The sequence below is a fragment of the Actinosynnema sp. NPDC037264 genome, assembly GCF_055603705.1.
This window is the reverse complement of sequence record NZ_JBVJVK010000099.1, coordinates 1-18,925: the sequence shown is the minus strand read 5'-3', so window position 1 is coordinate 18,925 and position 18,925 is coordinate 1. Positions and strand designations below refer to the sequence as shown.

The following is an 18,925-nucleotide window of genomic DNA, read 5'->3' as shown; positions in this document are numbered from 1 at the left end:
TCTTCGTGTGTTTTTGGTGTTTTTTTTGCCCCGGAGCCCTCACTCTCCTCTTGGGTGTCTCGGGGGGGGGGGGGGGGGGGGGGGGGGGGGGGGCCCCCCCCCCCCCCCCCCCCCCCCCCGCGGCGACCAGGGGAGGCCGCCGCCGTCCCGGTCGACGTCACCGCCGCCGGGTGGCGAACATCGACCGGTACACCGCCGTGATGACGAAGATCAGCGCGCCGACCATCGCCACCGTGATCGCGACGTTGGCCACGTCGGACACCTTGCCGCCGATGAAGTACTGCTTGATCAGGTTGGACCCGACGATCAGGACGACGTACACCCACCACGGGGCCCACCGACCGTCGTTCACCTTGCCCTCAGCCACTTGTCCTCCTTGTCGGGCGCGGGCACACCCTCAGCACAGTTCCTTGATTTTCGCGGCGCCCTCGGAGATGTCCTGGGCGTTGTCCGACAGCAGTTGCCGGGCCGCGGTCAACACCTTGGCGGTTTGCGACGACTCGTCCATGTTCCCGGCGATGTCGTCGATAACCGAAGCCAATGTCTTGGCCGATTCGCTCTTGCCGTCGGGACCCGCGGACACCCACCCCCTCGCCACGTGGCACAGCAAGGTCTTGCGACCTTCGTCGGTGTTGTCCGTCGAAGTCGGTTCGGCGGACGGTTGGCAGCCGCTCAGCGCGAAAGCCGACACCACCGCCAGTGCTACCGCCACGCTTTTCATGGTGACATCCGCTCCTCCCGGTGTGGTCGGCGGCCGGTGCGCCTGCCGTGACAACATCATCGCGAAGCGGACGCGCCCGCGGCATCGGCGGTCGGAGCGATCACGGGTCATCACTTCGGCCGATGCGAGCCGCGGTGGCGTGTGCTGTGATCGCGCGGTGCAGGCCGGACTCAGTCGCGTCGTCTCCGGGCTCCGGAAGTTGCCGGAGTGGCAGCACGACGCGCTCATCGTGATCAGCTCGTTGCTGGTCGGTTCGGTGTTGTTCGCCACCGGCCTGTACCCGTTGTTCCGGCTGGACGACAACATTCCGCTGTGGGTGCGGGTGCTGTTGTTCGGCGGCATCTGCGTGGTGGAGGCGTTCCGCCGGTTCGCGCCGGGCACGGCCCTCGCGGTGGGCACGGCGTTCCTGCTCGTGGACTGCGTCATCGGCGTCAGCACGCCCACCCTCGTCGTGTACGCCGACCTGCTCTACGCGGCCACGCTCTACGGCCCGCGCCGGCTCAGCCGCGACATGGTGCCGATCGCCGTGCTGACGTCGATCAGCACGATCACCGCGACCGTGCTGTTGGTGCCCGGCTGGCGCGCCACGGTGCTGGCCGCGTTCGCCGTGCTGCCGTTCCTGCTGATCCCGGTGTGGTGGGCGACGAACGTCCGGCAGCACCAGCGGATGGCCGAGGTGGAGCGGGCGAACGCCCGGCAGCTGGCCAAGATCGCCCAGCTGGACCGGACCGCCGCGGTCGCCGCCGAACGCGCGCACATGGCCCGTGACCTGCACGACGTGATCGCCGGGCACCTGTCCGCGATAGCCATCCAGGCCGAGGCCGCGCTGTCGTTGAAGGACGACGACCCGATGACGCGAGTGGTGCTCAAGTCCGTGCGCGAGAACAGCGTGAGCGCGTTGGACGAGATGCGTGCCATGATCAACCTGCTGCGCGCCGACGTCACCGACCCGGACGAGCCGACCGCGCCCGCGCGGCTGGCCCAGCTGTCCCGGCTCATCGAGTCGGCGCAGGCGGGCGGCATGAAGCTGGACGTGCGGGTGGAGTACGACGACACCGAGCCGTTGCCCGCCGCGGTCGACCTGACCGCGTACCGGATCGCGCAGGAGGCCCTGACCAACGCCATGAAGCACGCACCGCGCACGAACGTCGTCCTGGAACTGCGCCGCACCGACACCGAGCTGGTGCTGGAAGTGGTCAACGAGCTGCGCGACGGCGGTGACGGCGGAGGGCTCGGCACGGGACTGCTGAACATGCGGGAGCGCACCGCGGCGGTCGGCGGCTCGCTCACCGCCGGGCCGTCCGACGGCGCGTGGAAGGTCCGCGCGGTGCTGCCGCTGCCCGGGGTGGAGCGGTGAGCATCAGGGTCCTGGTGGTGGACGACCACGCGGCCATCCGCGCCGGCCTCGTGCTGATCCTGGGCAACGCCGAGGGCATCGAGGTGGTCGGCGAGGCGGGTGACGGCGCGACCGCGATCAGCCAGGCGCGGGCGCTGCGGCCGGACGTGGTGCTGATGGACATCCGCATGCCCGGCCTGGACGGCATCGCCGCGACCAAGGCGCTGCACGGCGACAGCGTGGCCCAGGTGCTCGTGCTGACGACGTTCGACCTGGACGAGTACGTGTTCGCGGCGCTGCGCGCGGGCGCCGCGGGCTTCCTGCTGAAGTCCGTGGACGCGCCGCGGCTGGTGGAGGCGGTGCGGCTGGTCGCGGCGGGCGAGAACGTGCTCGGCCCGGAGATCACCCGCAAGCTGATCAAGGCCTACGCCGAGGCGCCGGTGAAGACCCAGCCGGTCGTCGACAGCCGGCTCGACCAGCTGACCGAGCGTGAGCTGGACGTCCTGCGCTGCCTCGGCCGCGGTCTGTCGAACGCCCAGATCGCGCACGAGCTGTTCATCAGCGGCGCGACGGCGAAGACCCACGTCTCCCGCATCCTGACGAAGCTGGAACTGCGCTCGCGCGTGCAGGCGGCGATCTACGCCCAGGAGAACGACCTGGTGTGACGCGGGGGACCACGCCTCGCCCTGCCGCGCCGGGCTTCACCTGGCCTCGCCGGGCCCCGTGTGGCTCCGTGAGGCCCCTGACCGGGTGAGGGCCTCCACCGGGCCCTACCAGCCGAGCGCGCCGCCGCCCGTGACGGGGATCGTCGCACCGGTCACGTACGTCGAGCCCGCGACCCAGCGCACCACCTCGGCGATCTCCTCCGGCCGCGCCAGCCGCCCCAGCGGCACCTGGTCGATCAGCGCCTGCCGCTGCTTTCCCGTCAGCACCGCGACCATGTCGGTGTCCACCGGGCCGGGCGCGACGACGTTGACCCGCACACCACGCCGCCCGTACTCCAGCGCCACCGACCGCGCGAACCCCTCCAACGCCGCCTTGGCCGCCGCGTAGTTCGCCTGACCGGGCGACCCGGCACGCGCCGACGCCGACGAGACCAGCACGATCGACCCCGCCCGCGCCTTCGCCATCGCGGGCAGCACCCGCTGCACCACCCGGAACGCGCCCAGCTGCGTCACCTCGATGATCTCCCGGTAGTGCTCCTCGGGCATCCGCGCGAGGAGCCCGTCGCGGGTCACGCCCGCGTTCAGCACGACCACCTCCGGCGCGCCCTGGTGCGCGGTGACCTCGGCGACGGCGTCGGCCACCCGGTCGGCGTCGGCCAGGTCCAGCTTTACCCCGAACACGCCCTCGACCGGCACGCCCGACCCGCGGTGCGTCCCCGCCACCCGGTCGCCCGCGCGCCGGAACTCCCGCGCCACCGCCTCGCCGATACCCCGGCTCGCGCCCACGACCAGCACCGACCGCGTCATGCGCGCACCTCCTCGGACGTGGCGAGAACGCGAAGCACTGTGCTGACCGACCCGCTCATGACGCCAGCTCCACGACCGCCTCGCCGCGTGCGACCGTGACGCCGTCGTCCCGGGTCGCCGTCACCTGGACCCGCGCGGTCCCGGCCGCGGCGTCGACCGACGCGACCTTCCCGCCGCACGTCACCCGCGCGCCGACCGGCGTCGGCGCGGTGAACCGGGCCTTGAACGACCGCAGCGCGCCCGCCGCCGGCCACGACGTGACCAGCCGACCCAGGTGCGCCATCACGAGCATCCCGTGCGCCACGAGCCCGTCCAGCCCGCCCTCCCGCGCCGCGGCGTCGTCCAGGTGCACGGGATTGTCGTCGCCGGACGCGAGTGCGAATTCCCGAAGCCCCTCCCGGGTGATCGCGGGCACCTCGGTCACGGGCAGCCGGTCACCGACCGCGGGCGCGTTCACGCCGTCTCCCTTTCCTCGATCACGAGCACCTGCCGCAAATCCACCAGGTGTTCACCACCCCGGTGCACGGACGTCTCCTGCACGATGAACTCCAACCGCCCGCCCATCCGCCGGTAAACGTCGGCGACCACGCTCTCGAACCGCAACTCGTCACCGGCGTGCGCATTCCCGTGATAGGTGAACGACTGCTCGGCGTGCAGCACGCGCAACGGGTCGAGCCCCATGTCGACCAACAGCTTCTCGCCACGCGCCTCGAGTTCCAACCCGAACAGCATCGTCGGCGGCAACACCAAGTCGGGATGACCGGCCGCGCGCGCCGCGTCGATGTCGACGTGCGCCGGGCCGTCCTCGCCGATGGCCCTCGCGAATGCGACGACCCGCGCCCGCGGCACCCGCAGCACAACGGGATCGAGCCGTTTCCCGACGAACCCCGGATCAATCATCGGCGAACCGTACCCGCGCGCGCCACCGCACCGCGAGGGCACGCGCGAATACCGCGACGGTTTACCGAAATCTATATTTCCGCTGTATTTTCCGGGGCTCTCACCGGTCCGCGCAGACGGCCCGTGGCACGAATGGTCGGCAGCACCTGCCCGGCGGGCGTCACGCCGGCCGCGCCGATGAACGACCGACCCGCCGACCACCGGTCGCACCGCACGGACGGCGCGGAACGACCCGGTCCACGCGCACCGGATCGTTCCGCCGGGTGTTCAGCCCGTCGCGGGAGATCCGTCGTCGGTGTCCGCGTCGGGGTACTCGTCGTGCCACCTCCACCACGAGTACGGCGGGGTCTGGGGGTAGCCCTCGGGCGAGTCCTCCCAGTCCTCCTGCCTGCCGAGCGCGGTCATGTCCAGGTAGCTGAACGTGCTGCCCAACGCCTCGTCGCCGCGTTCGTTGATGAAGTAGGTGCGGAACACGCGGTCGCCGTCGCGGATGAACGCGTTGGTGCCGTGCCACTCGTCGACGCCGAAGTCGACGTCGAACTCGTCGAGGATGGTGACCCAGGGCATCCGCCAGCCCATCCGCTCCTTCAACCGCCGGATGTCGGCCTGGGGCGCGCGCGAGGCGAGCACGAGGGTGGTGTCGCGGGCGTTGAGGTGGGAGAGGTGCCCGATCTGGTCGGCCGTCACCAGGGAGCAGCCGGGGCACGCGTGGTCGGGCCAGCCGTGCACGCCGGGCTCGAAGAACGCCCGGTAGACGATCAGCTGCCGGCGGCCCTCGAACAGGTCGAGCAGGCTCTTCCGGCCGCGCGGGGTGTCGAAGGCGTACTCCTTCTCCACCTCGAACCACGGCATCCGCCGACGGGCCGCGGCCATCGCGTCGCGTGCCCTGGTCAGCTCCTTCTCCTTCACCAGCAGCTCTTGGCGAGCTTGCTCCCACGCCGACGCGGACACGATCGGACGGGTCTTCATCGTGAGCTCCACCTTCCACTTTCGGGTTGACGTGCTCGGGCCGCCCGCCGGGGTGGGCAGCCCGGGGCCGGGTCAGCCGGTGGGGTCGCGGTCGAGGTGGTCCTTCAGCGCGCCGAGCGGTCCGTCCCAGTCGCGTGCCAGCGCCGCCAGGTACTGCTGCGCCACCCGCATCGGCGCGGAGCGCAGGCGGAACCGCACCCGGCGCCGTTCGCCGGGCTCCGCCAGCACCAGGCCGGCGTCGGTCAGCAGGGCGAGGTGCTTCGCGATCGCCTGCCGGGTGACGGGCAGGCGATCGGCCAGGTCCGTGGCCGTGGCCGGGCCGCCCGCGGCCAGCGCCGCGAGGATGGCGCGCCGGGTCGGGTCGGACAGGGCGGTGAAGACCTGTTCGGCGACCGCTTCGACGTCGGGCGGCATCGGCGTCAGGCGGCTTCGAGGTAGTCGACCAGCTCTCCCAGCTCGCTCGTCCAGCCCTCGCTGTGCGCGTCGTGGCCCTTGCCGTGGCCGTCGTCCGGCAGCTGCGCGAACCCGCTCTCCACGACCTTGAGCCGCGTGCCGGCGCCGACCTCTTCCAGGGTGAACTCGACGTAGGTGCGGCGCGGGTCGTCCGCGGGCATGCCGAAGACCGGCCACGTGAAGGCGAACACGGTCGGCTCCTCCACCCGTTCCACCCGCAGTTCGACCGTCGGCCCGTCGGACCAGGTCACCCGCGCGGTGCCGCCTGGGCGCAGGTCGATCGTCGCCTCGTTGCCGAACCACGTGCCCAGTCCTTCGGCCGTGGTGATCGCCGCCCAGACCTTGGCCGGCGGCTGAGCGATCTCCACGACCCGCTCGATGTGATCGGGAAAACCCATGGCGGACGCCTCTCGTGAGTAGCAACCATTCGGTTGCGACTCTATCGCAACCAGTTGGTTGCGTCCATGAGAGGTCCCGATCGGGTGACGCGGTCAGAGCCCCACGGTGAGGGCGCCGACGAGGGACAGCCGGGAGACGCCGGTGGTGGCGCAGCTGACGGGGTCGGGGTTCAGCGCGGTCAGCTGCGTCTTCGCCGGTTGGGCGGCGAACGCGCCGGAGGTGATCGAGCCGAGCAGCACGATGACGATGTTCGCGCCGACCCGGCTGGACGTCCGGTTGTAGGAGTACGTGCTCGGCGCGACGGCCGGGTCGGTCCACGTGAACGTCCGCGTGCCGGCGCCCTGGTAGAACAGCGCGGTGCAGGTGTAGTCCGGCAGCGTGGCGACCTCGGTGTAGGAACCGGTGGTCGCGGAGGCGTCGGCGCAGTTGAAGAGCTGGCCCTCGACGGTGACGGTGACCGTCTTCGGCGTGTTGGTCACCGGTTCGCTGAAGGTCACCACTTCGTTGATCAGGCAGGCCTGTTCGACGGCAGCGTTCGCGGTCGGTGCCACGCCGGTCGACGTCGCCGCGGCGGCCAGGCAGACGGCGACGGCGGCCTTGCTCGCGTTCATCCGGGACCTCCCGATGTCTCGGCGGCGGACATGGTGGTCATCGGCCACCGTTCGCTTTGCGTTACCAACCGTGTACCGAACGTGTGATCATGCCCCTGCGCAGGAGCCGGTTCGCGAGTCTTTCGGGTGATATCGCGGCCGGGTTCGCATGACGGGCGGGTGGCGTGCCATCCCACTGCCGGAGGTGGCGCCATGGTCCGGGTGGGGACGTTCCTGCCTGCTCGCCCGGCCGACGGCGGGCCCGGCAACGGCGGGGTCATCCCGCCCGACGACCACGCGACCCTGATGGGGCTGCTGTCGGAACTGCCCGGTGTGGAGTTCGTGCACGGGCTGGACTTCCGGGACTCCTACATCCGCCGTGGCCGGGTCCACTGCGGTGACGTGTGCCTGAACGACCTGGACCTGTACCTCTGGTACGCCGACTTCGCGCGCAAGCCCGGCAGCTACGACCTCGACGCGTTGCTCACGGTGAAGCGCGACACCGCGGTCGTGCCCGACCCCGAGCGGATCGCGGTCGCGTTCGACAAGCACTGGTCGTACCTGGCGCTCGCCCGCGCCGGCGTCCCCGTCCCGGACAACGTGCTGGTCAGTCAGCGCAACCTGGACGCGGCGGCGCCCGTGATCGAGGAGTGGGGCCACGCCGTCCTCAAGCCGCGGCGTGGCTGCTTCGGCTGGGGAGTGCTGTTCGTCGACAACTTCACCACGCTCAGGGACGTCGTCGGCTACATCGACTCCGAGACCACCGAGGGGCGGGTCCGTGGCGTGCCGTCGTCGGGACCGGCCCGCAGCTACCTGCTCGAGCGCTTCTACCCCAACGACCCGGAGGACTGGCTGGGCGTCACCGTCGCGGAGCACGAGGTGGTGTACGGCTTCCGGAAGACCCCCGAACGCCACGTGCGGTGGAACGACTTCGCCTGGAAGGTCTACGACGCGGGACGCGGCGGCGGCGCCGTCGAACACCGGGAAGTGCCCGCCGCGCACGCCGCACTGGCGCTGCGGGCGCACCGGGCCTTCGGCCTGCCGCTGCTCGGCCTGGACGTCATCCGCCACGAAGGCGAACCGATCGTCGTGGACGTCAACACCGGTCCCGCGCTTTACCCGGACCTCTTCACGGCGGCGGGCCGGTCGCTGCCGCACGAACTGCTCCGCGTCCTCACCGCCGCGATCAGCCGGACCACCGGTCAGCCGACGGCGGCCAGCGGCATCAGGTAGACCAGCGCGTCGTCCACGCCGTCCAGGCACAGCACGTCGTGCGCCATGTCGTCGTAGAAGCCGCCGATCATGCCCAGCGACAGCCCCGACGAGGCGGCGACCAGCGCGAGGTTCTGCGCCAGGTGCCCCGCCTCCGTGAACGCCAGCCGCAGCGTCCGCAGGCCGTACACCTCCCGCAACGCGCCGACCCGGGTGTAGAGCGCCAGGATCGCCGGTGTCGTGGCCAGGTCCACCTGGGTCTCGCCGTCGCCGAAGTACATCGAGCTCGCCCGCACGTCTTCCACCGGCGGCGCGGCCGAGACGCGGACCAGCGTCCGCCGCACCTCGTCCACTTCGTACACCCCCGGCGCCAGCCCGGCGACCTGCCACGCCACCACCCGCAGCCGCGCGCTGTGCCGCGCGCCCGCGCTCGGGTACGGCCGGCGCCCGTCCGGGAGAGCGCCTTGCGCGGTCCACAGCAGGGTCGCGAGCTGCTCGGCGTCGAGCGAGCCGGACAACTCCGCGCCACGGGCGGTGCGCCGGGCCAGCAGCGCGTCGGCCAGGTCGCCGGTCGCGGGCGCGACCTCGGGCAGCGGCACGTCCGGCCACCACGGTGGCGTGGTCGGCGGCGAGTCCTCGACCACGAGCCCGCCCTGGTCCGGCACGCCCCAGTGGAACTTGCTGGCCGCCAGGTAGCGGCGGTCCGGCGCCGTCGCACCGTCCTCGCGGAACGGCGTGGGCCCGTCGGGGGCCTCGGCCGTCATCGCCACCAGCCGGCAGACCGTGCGCTCCTCCTCCGGGTCGACGCCGAGGCGGTTGCACAGCATGTGCAGCTGCGAGGCCCACGCGTAGCGCGGCAGGTCCGCCGCCCGCACCCGGTCCATCCAGTACGCCACCGCGCCCGTGGCGCCTGATCCGAGCCGGTCCCACCGGGCCGCGAGGTGGGCCGCGCGCGCCTCGTGCAGCTTCCGCGCGGCGACGTGGGAGCGCACCCCGGGCGGTGCGACGGGCTCGTGCGCCTGCCGCCACCCCGTCGCCAGGGAACGCAGCCACGACGCCGCCTCCACGCGGTCCAGCCCCAGCGCGATCGTGGTGGCCATCACCAGCTCCACGGCCGCGGTGAACCTCACCCCCGACGACCGCAGCACGGCGACCGCCACCTCGGTGCTGCGGCAGAACACGTCCTCGGCCACGGGCAGCGCCTCCGGCCCGCCGTACCGCTGGACCTCCGGCTCGTACGGCGTCTCCCGCACGTCGCCGTGCGGCAGCCAGTCGGGCGACGAGACCACCACCGGGTGGTCGGCCTCCGCCACCAGCGAGCGCAACCGGTCCGCCAGGTCGACGGTCGCGTCACGCGCGCGGACGCGCAGGTGCGGGCCCGCCTCCCAGTACCGCACGTAGAACCAGTCGGCGATCCGTCCCGCCGCGCGGTGCCCGTCCAGCTCCGGCGCGAGCACGTCGGTGATGAACGCGTCGACGTCCGGCACCGACCACGACAGCCGCACGTGCAGGCTGGTCCAGGTCATCACGCCTCCAGCGGGGTGAGGTCGTAGGTGAAGCCGGTGCCGCGCGAGCGCCCGACGAGCAGCAGGTAGAGCAGCGCGTGCGACGCGGGCGCGCCGACCATGGCCTCCAACGGGCCGTCGTCGGTGCTGCGCGCCGGCCGGCAGAACGCGCCGAAGGCCGCCGCGGCCGTGCCCACGTGCTGCGCCATGGCGCCGGCCGCGCGCAGCAGGGCGCGGTAGCCGTCCGGGCCGTCGGAGGCCACCGCGGCGGCCGGGTCGCCGGTCGTCACCAGCGCGAGGTTCATCGAGGCGACGTGGATCGTCCCGGGCGGGTGCCCGAACACCGGCCGCAACCCGGCCACCGCCGGTCCGGGCGACACCAGCCGCAGCCCGCCGTCCACGGCGTACCAGCCGTCGGCGACGCCCTCGACGTTGCGCACGGCCAGCCGGTGCCGCAGGTCGTTCCGCACGGGCGACCCGGCAGGCGGGTCGTCGAGCACTTCGACGACCGCCCGCAGCACGCTCTCGGGCAACGGCCGGGGATCGGCCGCGATGCCGCGCGGGCCCACCCCCGAACTGCGAAGCGGCACCGGAGCGGGCTCCGGCACCCCGTCGAACGTCAGCGTGACCGTCAGCCCCGAGACCCGAGCCACCAGGCCGAGCCGTGCCGCGTGCTCGACCAGCGCCGCCGCGACGTGCCCCACCTCCAACTCCGTGAGCACGTCGCCGAAGTCGCGGTAGCCGGGGGAGAGGCGGTCGCGCCGGCGGACCAGCTCGACCCGCACCGGCCCGTCGACCACCGGCGTCCCGTCGCCGACCAGCGCCCGCCGCACCGGGTCGAGCGTCCACCGCCCGTCCAGCACCAGGTCGACGGTGGCCGCGGCCCGTGCCGACGGGTACGCCCGGTGGTCGTTGTACTGGTTCCACGGCTCCCAGCGCAGCGGTGTCGCCACGTCGGCCAGCAGGCGCGCCAACGCCGGGCCGAAGCGTCCCCGCACCGCCGTCAGCGGCACGCGCGGTCCCCCCGTCGCGGCCGTGCGCGGCGATGCCCCGGGCTCGACCACCCGCCCCGGCCCGTGGGCGTACGCGGCGAGCAGCGCGTCGGCGTTCACGGGAACGGGTGGGGTAGCGGGGTACCGGCGAGGCGCAGTCGCGGCAGGCCGTGCGTGCGCCGGTTCAGCTCGCCGAACGTCATCGGCACGGCGCCGGGCACGATCACCTTCGCCGAGTGCAGGCCGAGCCGGTCGCGCACCACCGGGTCGCTCTGGTCGACCGCGATCACCTCCAGGTCCAAGGCCGCCCACTCGCGCACGTAGTGCTCCAGCAAGGCGTCCAGGTCGTCCCGCGGCACGTCCGGCACCTCCAGGTCGACCTCCGGGCCGGGCGTCAGGAAGTCGTACCGCTCGGCGGCTTCGGTCAGGCCGTTGACGTTGACGTGGTCGTCCATGGTCCGGATCAGCCGCGGTTCGCGCAGCAGGCTCCGCAGCCGGTCCACGTCGTAGTCGCCGGGCTCGACGCGGTAGCGCTTCGCGCCCGCCTCGACGTCCATCGCCACCTCGGCCGCCGCCGACCGCATCGCCGCGTCCGGGTCGAGCCCGGCCCCCGCGGCGAAGAACGCGTGCGGCTGCCGGGGGGAACGCGCCAGCGACAGCACCGACGGCACGCCCAGGTCGTTGGTGGCGTCGTAGAGCTCCAACTGGTAGCCGAGCTGTTCCAGCCGGTCCGCGATGTGCGCGGTGACGTCGTCGCGCACGCGCAGGCTCCGCAACGGCGTCCGCTGGTACCAGGCCATCAGGAACGCGTCCCGTTCGGCGACCTCGAACAACCCGTACAGCACCGCTTCGGTGAGGCTGTTGCCGGTGCCGCACCCGTTGGACGTCTCGTCCACGAACCGCGCGCCGTCGCCGTGACCCCAGTAGGCGACGTGCTCGGGCACCGCGACCGGCCGGCCGCGGGTGTACGACCAGCCGTGCACCCAGCGGGTCCGCACGTCCGGGTGGTACGGCACGACGTGCGGCGACTCGTGGTCGGGCAGGCCGAGCCGGGTCGGGTCGAGCGCGCGCTCGCCCAGCTCGGCGAACGACGCCTCCAAAACCGTGGTGACGCGCCGGGGCCGGAGGCCCGCGTGCCGTTCGACCGCTTCGTACAGCGCGACCCGTTCGGCCTCGGCGTAGTCGGCGGTGCGGCCGAACCCGGCCTGGCCGCCGCCCAGCTCGGCGCTGACCGCGGCCACGGTCAGGTCGCCGATGCGGTGCATCCCGCCGACCGGACCGTGCCGGAGGTCGAACAGCTCGCGCCGCAGCGCGTCGCCCCCGGTGAGCGGGTTCGGCCCCCGCAACGTGCCCGGCGCCACCGGGATCGGCTCGCGCACCACCGCCTCCGGCGCGTCCTCGGGCACCGGGCCGCACGTCGCGCAGCCGCCGGGCCGGGGCCGGACCCGGTGCTCGCCGACCGTCGCCAGATCGGTCCGCAACGCCAGCACCTTGTCGCGGTGGGCGTCCGGATCGGCCAGCACGCGCTCGACGAGCACCTCGATCAACGGCCGCAACGTCGAGGACGCCAAGCCACCCAACCGCATCCGCCGATCACCGCGCGGCACGGACGCGCCCAACGTGGCCAGTCTCGCGTCCTCGGCACAGCTCACGCACACGCCGTCCGACACGGGGCCGATGAGCACCAACGCCCCGTCGAACCGCACCGGCAACACCGGACCGCCCGCGCCGACGCCGTCCAGGTCGCCGATCGCGTAGTCGGCCAACTCCACCACCCGCACCGTCACCGCCCGGCCCCCGTCACCGCGAACCCCACCAACCCCGCTGCCTCCAGCACGGGTCCGAGGGGGACCGGCTTGACGTCCGCCGCGAGCGCCCTCAGGTCCTCCTGGAACGCCTCCTCGCCGTCGCGGAGCCCGTACGGCCAGTGCCAGTCGCGGTTCGTCCACGGCGCCGCGGCCCCGTCGGGCTCGACAACCGGCACCGCGCCGCAGAGCACGACGGGTTCGGCGACGCCGACCGGTGCGGCGTCGGTGGTTGTCGCGGCGGCCTCGGCCTGCGCGCGCCCGGCGTCTCCGGCTTGCTCCTGCCCGGCGACTCCGGCTGGTCCGGCCTCGGTGGTTGTCGCGGCGGCCCTGGCCTGTGCCCGCCCGGCGGCGGCCATCGCGGCGAAGGCGACGGCGTCCGCCGGGTCCGCCTCGACCGCCCAGGACAGCTCCTCGCCGCCCACCCGCACCACCGCGCGGACCACCCGCGGGCCGAGCCTGGTCACCTCGACCTCGGCCGGCAGGGCGAACCGGAGCGTCACGGCCTTCCACCAACGCCGGGCGGTCGGGTCGGCGGCCCACTCCTCCTCGCCGACCGGTGTGCCGACGAGAGGCCGCACGGCCGTGCGCAGGGCCAACCCGAGCGCGTGCACCCGATCCGCGCCGAGCACCACACCCTCCGGCGCGAGCCCCCGTGCGGCCCGCAGCAGGGCGTCGAGCCGGGCGGCGTGCTGGGTCGTGCCGAAACCGATGGTGCCACCCGACGCGGCCAGCTTCACCGGCAACTGCGGCAGCTCACCCGGCAACGGCGTGGGCACCGGCCCCAGCTCCCGATCACCCAGGACCTCCACCAGCGCGCCGCTGGGCTCCCGCGGCCGGACCGCGGACAGCCACGGGTGGTACTCCGCGTGCAGCGGGTCGACCCGCGCGACCAGGACGGCCTGGTGCGGCGGCCCGGTCGGCGGCACGTCGCTCCACATGTCGACCACCTCGGTGGACGGGTCGGGCAGCCCGCCCAACGCGCACACGAGCCGGTGCGCCGCGGCCGACCCGACCAGCGCGGCCAACACCTCCGGCGGCGTCCCCGGCCCGCCCGCCAACCGCGCCGCCACCGCCGCCGCGTCGGCCTCGACGTCCGCGACCGCACCCGGCGCGACCACGAAGCCGACGTCGGCGGCACACCCGGCGGCGACGGCGTGCACGCCGACGACCAGGAGCAACCCGATGCCGGGCCGGACGGGCGACACGTCCACCCCCGCGGCGACCAGCGCGCGGTGCGCGTGAGCGGCCAACACGCCCTCACCGGTCACCACAACCGTCGCCGACCGGAGCCGTCGCCACGCCTCGACCGGCGCCGGCGCGACGGATTCCAGCCAGCTCGCGATGTCCTCGGGCGGCGCGTCCCGACCCCACTGGGCAGGCACCTCCACCAGCATGTCGTGCTCGTGCAACTGCCCGATGAGCAGCTCCAACGCCCGTGCGACGGCCGGCGGCGCGTTCTCCGGCACGGCCAACGCCCCCGGCGGCACGCCCTCGGCCAGCGGACCGGCCAGGCGCTCCCAGATCGTCCACAAACCCCTGCCGCCGTCCAGCGAGAAGCTGGACCGCCACCCCCGCACGTGCAGGCCGGTCTCCGTCGGCGTCGCGTGCACGATCGGCCGCAGCCGCAGCAGGATCCCGCTCATCGGACCACCTTCGTCATCTGCGCCACGTGCTCCGACCAGTCGATCCCGGTGATCCGCTGCACCGCCCGCACGACCAGGCTCGCCGCCAGGTAGCGCTCGACGGGCGTCACGTCGCACACGGCCAGCAGTTGGTAGAGCATGTTGGTCCCGAAGCGGTAGACGGTCACCGGCCGCTGGTAGTCGGGGTGGTCGAAGTCGACCTCCCGCAACCGGTCGTGGTAGTCGCTGATCCGGTCGGTGTGGTCGCGGTGCCAGCGCCGGATCGCCTCGTCCTCGCCCATCTCCACCGCGCGTTCGCCGAGGTGCGCCGAGTACGCGGTGGGCAGTTCGCCGCGGTCGAACACCTCCTCGACCAACGCACGCGCGCCGTCCGTCCACGTCACCCACGGCGTCGCGACCGAGCCACCGGCCACCCCGCGCACGGTCTCCACCACCTGCTCGGCGTTGCGCTCCCACACCCCGTCGAACCGACCGCGCAGCACGCCGTCGGGATCGCCGTGCAGCAGGAAGCTCTCCAGGTGCGACAGGAACGAGTGGTAGCCGTTGACCAGGCCGGCCGGGAACCGGCTCGCGTGCGCCGTCATCGCCACCACGGCCAGCAGCACGCGCGACCGGCTCGTGCCGTCCACGGCCACCGCGTCCCGGATCGCGGGCACGCCCAGCCGCAGGCACCGGGTGCGCAGGTCGACCAGCACGTCGGAGAGCAGCAGTCGCCGCAGGGCCGTGAGGTCCGTCGGCTCGACGACCACGGTGTTGTCCGGGTGGATCGGCTCGTACGGCGGCGGCACGAGCTCGGCGATCCCGTTCTGCCGGGCCTGCGCGAGCAGTGCGGAGTGATCAGTCTCCACAGTGGACGGACGAGCGGCGAGGTGCGTGCGCAGCCGTGACGCGACCGCTTCGGCCGCCTCGTCCGGCCCGTCCAACCGCACCCGCACGTGCGGCCCGTGCAACCAGTGCCGCTCCACGTGCCCGGTCGCGCCGGAGCGCTCCGCCTCGGCGAGCGCGGGCAGGACGGCCTCGCGGAGCAACGGCGCCTTCACCGGGTCGTGGTAGTAGCAGACGACGTCGGTCACGAGGTCCTCCAGTACGTTTCCGCGATCAGTTCGACCACCCGGCCGCCACCGGCGCCGGGCACGGGCAGCGCCTCGGCCAGCCGCACGCCGTCCGGGAACCGCGCCAGCAGGCGCGGCAGGCAGCGCAGGTGCAGCGGGTCTCCCAGGTCGGCGTACTGCGGTTTGCCCGCCGTGAGCGCGTGCCGGTAGGCGTCGGCCGACACCGGCGCCCGGTCCGGTCCGACGAAGACGTGCTCCGGCAGCCCGTGCCGGGCGCGCAACCGGGCCACGTCCAGCGCCGCCCGTTCCTCCGCGCCGATGGACGGCGGCACGGCGAAGTCCCAGGAACGGCGCGCCAGCACGACGTCCCCGTAGGTCAGGCGACCCCGGGCGGTCACCCCGCCGTCGGTGGTGGCGGCACGCAGCCCGTCGAGGTCGACCCACCCGCAGGCGAGGTCGGAGTACAGCGGCACCTGCCGGTCCGGCAGCGCCAGCGGGATCAGGAAACCCAGGTACAGCACGTCCAGCGGGACGCCGCGGTGCGTCAGCCGCACCTCGTCGGTCACGGGGTCGTGCCGCACGTCCAGCTCGTCCGCCGCGAGGTCGGCCCACCGGGCGTCCTCGCCGACCTCGCGCGCGCCGAGCAACGGGTGCAGGTTGGCGTTGAAGCCCTGCACCGGCCGGAACTGCACGGGATCGGTGGTGTGGCGGCGCACCTGGCGGGTCACCGCGTCGCGCGCGCCGGGCAGCAGGTCGAGGAAGCGGCTGGTGAACTTGCCGAACCCGGCGTAGACGTGGTTGACGACGAGCCGGCCGTCGTGGGTCGGCTGGGCGAAGAAGCCGTACGAGCCGGTGCGCCGGGTCGCCCACGCGGGCAGCAGGTCCGCGGCGGAGGCCAGCACGTCGTCGGTGACCACGCCGTCGTGCACCTGACCGGCCAGCTTGTCGCGGGTCTCGACGACCGCGCGCACGTCCGGGTCGTCCAGGGCGTCGGTGTCCATGGACTCCTGCCACGCCTGCGACAGCGGCCCGGAGCAGTCGGCGAGGGTCGCGACGCCACCCTCCCCGAACCGCTCCACGAACCTGGTCCGGATCAGCCGGCGCAGCAGCACGTGCTGGTCGAACGCCACCAGCAGCGGCGTCAGCCGGGTCAACGCGGGCGCCGCGCCCGGCGGCACGGGCACCGGTTCGGGCAGCACCACGTCCTCGACCACCGGCGTCACGCCGGTCAGGTCCGCGCCGACCCGTTCGCCGAGCTCGCGCCAGCCGGCCGTGAGGTCCGCGAGCACGGCCGCGCGGTCCGGCGGTCCGGCGGCGGCGAACGCGGCGGTGGCCGCGGCCAGCGCGGTCAGCCGGCGGGCGGTGTCGCCGTCGGTCGGCGCCAGCCGGGAGGCCAGCGAGCCCACCGCGTCGGGGTCCTGCGGGTGGATCGGGGAGACCGGCACCAGCAGCCCGAGGTCCAGGGTCTTGGCCACGAACGCGCGTGCCGTGCGGTCCGCGTCCGGCCCGGTCAGCTTCGCCGCCAAGGCCGCCGCGATCCGGTCCACCGGCAGCCCGTCCGGACCCGCCTCCCGCACCACCTCGACCACGAACCGCAGCGGTCGGGTCGCCGCGACGTCCACTTCCTCTTCGAGGACCACCGCCGCACGCCCGACGCCCTCGACGGGGACGTCCCGGCGGAACACCAGGCGTCCGTCGCGCTCCCGCAACGCGGGCGCGAGCCGGTGCGGCAGCCCCGGTCCCAGCGCGTCGACCAACCTCGTCACGAGCAGGCGGTGCACGGCCGGGTGCGACACCGGCTCCGCCGCCGGCCACGGCCCTTCGCCCCACACGCCCCAGCCGACGTGCGTGTACCAGGACAGGGGACTGGTCTTGGACGTCGCCCGCAACGCGTACCGCAGCACGGTCGGTTCCGCCTTGCGCGCCTTGCGATCGGGCTCGCCCCGGCCCCGCGCGGTGCGGTCCAGGCCGTGCAACAGGTCCGGTCCGGTCAGCACGCTCGCCCGGCGCAGCGCGTCGGTCGCGCACACGTCCGCGAGCCACTCGCGTGACGCGGCCAGGTCGTGCGGCCACGCCGCCAGCGCCGCGTCCACCGCCCGTGCCAGCTCCTCGTGGGCCGCCAGCCACTGCGCCAGCAGCGGGACCCGTGCGGGCAAGGTGCCCCACGCCGCCGGGCGCGGGACGCGGCCGTTGTGCACGTCGCGGCGCAGCGGCAGCACGACCGCTCGGTGGAACGCGGGGGAGTGGCCGTCCGCGCTGTCGTGCAGCGCGTCGGCGAGGTCCGGCGCCAGCGCGGCGATCCGGGTCTCGGCCGCGACGACCGCGTCCAGGCTCGCCCGGAACTTCGATCCGACCGGCCGGGGGTGCGGCAGCGCGGCCACCCGGACCAGCGCGTACGGCGCGAGTTCGGTGGTGGTGCGGTCACTGGCCATCCGGTGCTCCCCGTGTGTGGGCCGGGAGCGCCCGCGCGCGGACGCCCCCGGCTCCGGCTCGACTCAGCCCAGCGTCGTCGGCAGCTGCGGCTGCTGGCAGCAGCAGCACGAGGTGCTGCTGCACGAGCACGCCGCCGCCGAGGCGCCGGTCTCCGGCAGCGCGACGGCGTCGCGCATCGCGGTCACGGCCAGGTCGCCGAGGTCGAGTTCCGAGTCGTCGAAGGTGAGGTCCATAGGTCACGCCCTTTCTGGGGGAGGTGCGGTGGGCGCCGGTCGGCGCGCCGCGTCGGTGGTGCCGGTCGACCCGCCCGGGAATGGTCCCCGGCCCCGTCGCGGCGACCGGAGCACCGCGCGCGTGGCGTTGCGGTACTCCGAATCACCGATCCTGCGGGGTCATCGGGTGCCTCTCCGCGGTGCGGGCGCCGAGCCGCACGCTTTCACCTGCCGGTATACGTCCGGTATGCGCTGCGGGGACCGATGGGTTCCGCCGGGTGGCTCCCCGCCGCCCACCCGCCGCCACGACCTACCGTGTGCGGTGACTGATAGGGGTTCGACGTGGGGAGATCCGGGGTGTCGACCTGTTCGACGTCGCTCGTGCAGCAGGAGATCGGCATCAGGCTGTTAGCCGGGCCCGCGGTGAGCGGGCCGGAGAAGACCGGGGTGGTGCCCGGAGGGGTGAAGTCGCGGACGTTGTTGGCCGCGTTGGCGTTGGACGCGGGTTCGGCCGTGTCGACCGAACGCCTGATGGACTACTTGTGGGAGTGGGAGCCGCCGCGCAGCGCGCTCAAGAACCTCCAGCTGTACGCCTCGCGGCTGCGCCGCTGCCTGGACGCCGCGAACGCGGGCTTCTCGCGCCTGCTGGTCCACGTCGGCCACGGCTACCGGCTGGACGTGCCACCCGAGGCGGTGGACGTGCTCAGCGCGGGCGGGCTGCTCCGCTGCGGCGTGGACTGCCTGCGGCGGGGCGATCCGCACGGCGCCGTCACCTCGCTGACCGCCGCGCTGTCGGGGTGGCCGGTCGACGGCCTCGTCGGGCTGGTGCCGTCCGGTCCGGCCACGGCGGTGGCGGCGTTGTGGCGGGAACGCCGGATCGCGGCCGTGGAACACCTGGCGACCGCCAAGGTCGCGCTCGGCGCGTGGGAGGAGGCGATCGACCTCCTGGCGCCGCACGCGTCCGCCCACCCGACCCGGGAATCGTTGCAGGTGCTGCTGATGCGCGCGTTGGCGCACCTGGGCGACCGCGTGGGCGCGATCGACACCTACCGCCGGCTGTGCCGGGTGCTGGACGCGGACCTGGGCATCCGGCCCGGCCGTGAGGCGCGTGCGGTGTTCGAGGGGTTGCTGAGCAACGCCTAGTAGTGCTTTGTTAGGTTTCGGCGTGTCGGGGGGGCACCGGGGCGGGCTGGGCGGTTTCATGTCCCGGTGACCCCTGATGAGCTTG

The 18,925-nt window shown here is 73.7% G+C and carries 20 protein-coding genes; 4 read left to right on the top strand and 16 right to left on the bottom strand.

What is annotated here, in order from left to right; translation table 11 throughout:
- Nucleotides 1-157: 157 nt before the first annotated feature.
- Both ACZ7GX_RS43820 and ACZ7GX_RS43815 read right to left on the bottom strand, forming a co-directional pair.
- A complete protein-coding gene (locus ACZ7GX_RS43820; RefSeq protein ID WP_498786506.1) occupies nucleotides 158-367 on the bottom strand; it encodes a hypothetical protein in 210 nt (69 codons plus the stop codon).
- Nucleotides 368-397: 30 nt separating this feature from the next.
- Entirely contained in the window at nucleotides 398-712 is a 315-nt protein-coding gene (locus ACZ7GX_RS43815; protein ID WP_498786504.1) for a hypothetical protein, read from the bottom strand.
- 166 nt (nucleotides 713-878) lie between these two features.
- Between ACZ7GX_RS43815 and ACZ7GX_RS43810 the strand changes: the two genes are divergently transcribed.
- Nucleotides 879-2,078, top strand: a complete 1,200-nt coding sequence (locus ACZ7GX_RS43810) for a sensor histidine kinase (protein ID WP_498786502.1) — start codon at nucleotides 879-881, stop codon at nucleotides 2,076-2,078.
- Nucleotides 2,075-2,722: a response regulator gene (locus tag ACZ7GX_RS43805; RefSeq protein WP_498786500.1), complete on the top strand. Its 648-nt coding sequence runs from the start codon at nucleotides 2,075-2,077 to the stop codon at nucleotides 2,720-2,722. The genes ACZ7GX_RS43810 and ACZ7GX_RS43805 overlap by 4 nt, the downstream gene beginning before the upstream one ends.
- Before the next feature lie 105 nt (nucleotides 2,723-2,827).
- Here ACZ7GX_RS43805 and ACZ7GX_RS43800 read toward each other — a convergent pair whose 3' ends face one another.
- The 7 genes from ACZ7GX_RS43800 to ACZ7GX_RS43770 all read right to left on the bottom strand — a co-directional run bounded on the left by ACZ7GX_RS43800 (nucleotide 2,828) and on the right by ACZ7GX_RS43770 (nucleotide 6,861).
- Nucleotides 2,828-3,529, bottom strand: coding sequence for an SDR family oxidoreductase (locus ACZ7GX_RS43800; RefSeq protein WP_498786498.1), 702 nt, complete (start codon nucleotides 3,527-3,529; stop codon nucleotides 2,828-2,830).
- A gap of 55 nt (nucleotides 3,530-3,584) precedes the next feature.
- Complete coding sequence (locus tag ACZ7GX_RS43795) at nucleotides 3,585-3,986, bottom strand: MaoC family dehydratase (RefSeq protein WP_498786496.1); 402 nt, start codon at nucleotides 3,984-3,986, stop codon at nucleotides 3,585-3,587.
- Nucleotides 3,983-4,429: an FAS1-like dehydratase domain-containing protein gene (locus ACZ7GX_RS43790; protein WP_498786494.1), complete on the bottom strand. Its 447-nt coding sequence runs from the start codon at nucleotides 4,427-4,429 to the stop codon at nucleotides 3,983-3,985. The genes ACZ7GX_RS43795 and ACZ7GX_RS43790 overlap by 4 nt, the downstream gene beginning before the upstream one ends.
- 267 nt (nucleotides 4,430-4,696) lie before the next feature.
- Complete coding sequence (locus ACZ7GX_RS43785) at nucleotides 4,697-5,398, bottom strand: DUF899 domain-containing protein (RefSeq protein WP_498786492.1); 702 nt, start codon at nucleotides 5,396-5,398, stop codon at nucleotides 4,697-4,699.
- 72 nt (nucleotides 5,399-5,470) lie between these two features.
- Nucleotides 5,471-5,812, bottom strand: coding sequence for a metalloregulator ArsR/SmtB family transcription factor (locus tag ACZ7GX_RS43780; protein WP_498786490.1), 342 nt, complete (start codon nucleotides 5,810-5,812; stop codon nucleotides 5,471-5,473).
- A gap of 5 nt (nucleotides 5,813-5,817) precedes the next feature.
- Complete coding sequence (locus ACZ7GX_RS43775; protein ID WP_498786488.1) at nucleotides 5,818-6,249, bottom strand: SRPBCC domain-containing protein; 432 nt, start codon at nucleotides 6,247-6,249, stop codon at nucleotides 5,818-5,820.
- Nucleotides 6,250-6,342: 93 nt separating this feature from the next.
- Nucleotides 6,343-6,861, bottom strand: a complete 519-nt coding sequence (locus ACZ7GX_RS43770) for a hypothetical protein (protein WP_498786486.1) — start codon at nucleotides 6,859-6,861, stop codon at nucleotides 6,343-6,345.
- Nucleotides 6,862-7,053: 192 nt separating this feature from the next.
- Between ACZ7GX_RS43770 and ACZ7GX_RS43765 the strand changes: the two genes are divergently transcribed.
- A complete protein-coding gene (locus tag ACZ7GX_RS43765; protein WP_498786484.1) occupies nucleotides 7,054-8,073 on the top strand; it encodes an ATP-grasp domain-containing protein in 1,020 nt (339 codons plus the stop codon).
- Here the strand turns inward: ACZ7GX_RS43765 and ACZ7GX_RS43760 are convergent.
- The 7 genes from ACZ7GX_RS43760 to ACZ7GX_RS43730 all read right to left on the bottom strand — a co-directional run bounded on the left by ACZ7GX_RS43760 (nucleotide 8,043) and on the right by ACZ7GX_RS43730 (nucleotide 17,718).
- Nucleotides 8,043-9,578 carry a thiopeptide-type bacteriocin biosynthesis protein gene (locus ACZ7GX_RS43760; protein ID WP_498786482.1) on the bottom strand — a complete coding sequence of 512 codons (1,536 nt, stop codon included), beginning with the start codon at nucleotides 9,576-9,578 and terminating at the stop codon, nucleotides 8,043-8,045. The genes ACZ7GX_RS43765 and ACZ7GX_RS43760 overlap by 31 nt on opposite strands.
- Nucleotides 9,578-10,669, bottom strand: coding sequence for a hypothetical protein (locus ACZ7GX_RS43755; protein WP_498786480.1), 1,092 nt, complete (start codon nucleotides 10,667-10,669; stop codon nucleotides 9,578-9,580). The genes ACZ7GX_RS43760 and ACZ7GX_RS43755 overlap by 1 nt, the downstream gene beginning before the upstream one ends.
- A complete protein-coding gene (locus ACZ7GX_RS43750; protein ID WP_498786478.1) occupies nucleotides 10,666-12,336 on the bottom strand; it encodes a TOMM precursor leader peptide-binding protein in 1,671 nt (556 codons plus the stop codon). Before ACZ7GX_RS43750 ends, ACZ7GX_RS43755 begins: the two co-directional genes overlap by 4 nt.
- Nucleotides 12,333-14,000 (bottom strand): hypothetical protein, encoded by a 1,668-nt coding sequence (locus ACZ7GX_RS43745; RefSeq protein ID WP_498786476.1) that lies wholly within the window; start codon nucleotides 13,998-14,000, stop codon nucleotides 12,333-12,335. The genes ACZ7GX_RS43750 and ACZ7GX_RS43745 overlap by 4 nt, the downstream gene beginning before the upstream one ends.
- Complete coding sequence (locus ACZ7GX_RS43740; protein WP_498786474.1) at nucleotides 13,997-15,073, bottom strand: lantibiotic dehydratase C-terminal domain-containing protein; 1,077 nt, start codon at nucleotides 15,071-15,073, stop codon at nucleotides 13,997-13,999. The genes ACZ7GX_RS43745 and ACZ7GX_RS43740 overlap by 4 nt, the downstream gene beginning before the upstream one ends.
- The gene (locus ACZ7GX_RS43735) at nucleotides 15,070-17,484 is read right to left on the bottom strand and encodes a lantibiotic dehydratase (protein ID WP_498786472.1); all 2,415 of its coding nucleotides are present in this window, start codon (nucleotides 17,482-17,484) and stop codon (nucleotides 15,070-15,072) included. Before ACZ7GX_RS43735 ends, ACZ7GX_RS43740 begins: the two co-directional genes overlap by 4 nt.
- Before the next feature lie 63 nt (nucleotides 17,485-17,547).
- Nucleotides 17,548-17,718 carry a thiazolylpeptide-type bacteriocin gene (locus tag ACZ7GX_RS43730; protein WP_498786470.1) on the bottom strand — a complete coding sequence of 57 codons (171 nt, stop codon included), beginning with the start codon at nucleotides 17,716-17,718 and terminating at the stop codon, nucleotides 17,548-17,550.
- Nucleotides 17,719-18,054: 336 nt separating this feature from the next.
- On the opposite strand from ACZ7GX_RS43730, the gene ACZ7GX_RS43725 reads away from it, so the two are divergent.
- Nucleotides 18,055-18,840, top strand: a complete 786-nt coding sequence (locus ACZ7GX_RS43725; protein ID WP_498786468.1) for an AfsR/SARP family transcriptional regulator — start codon at nucleotides 18,055-18,057, stop codon at nucleotides 18,838-18,840.
- Nucleotides 18,841-18,925 lie beyond the last annotated feature (85 nt).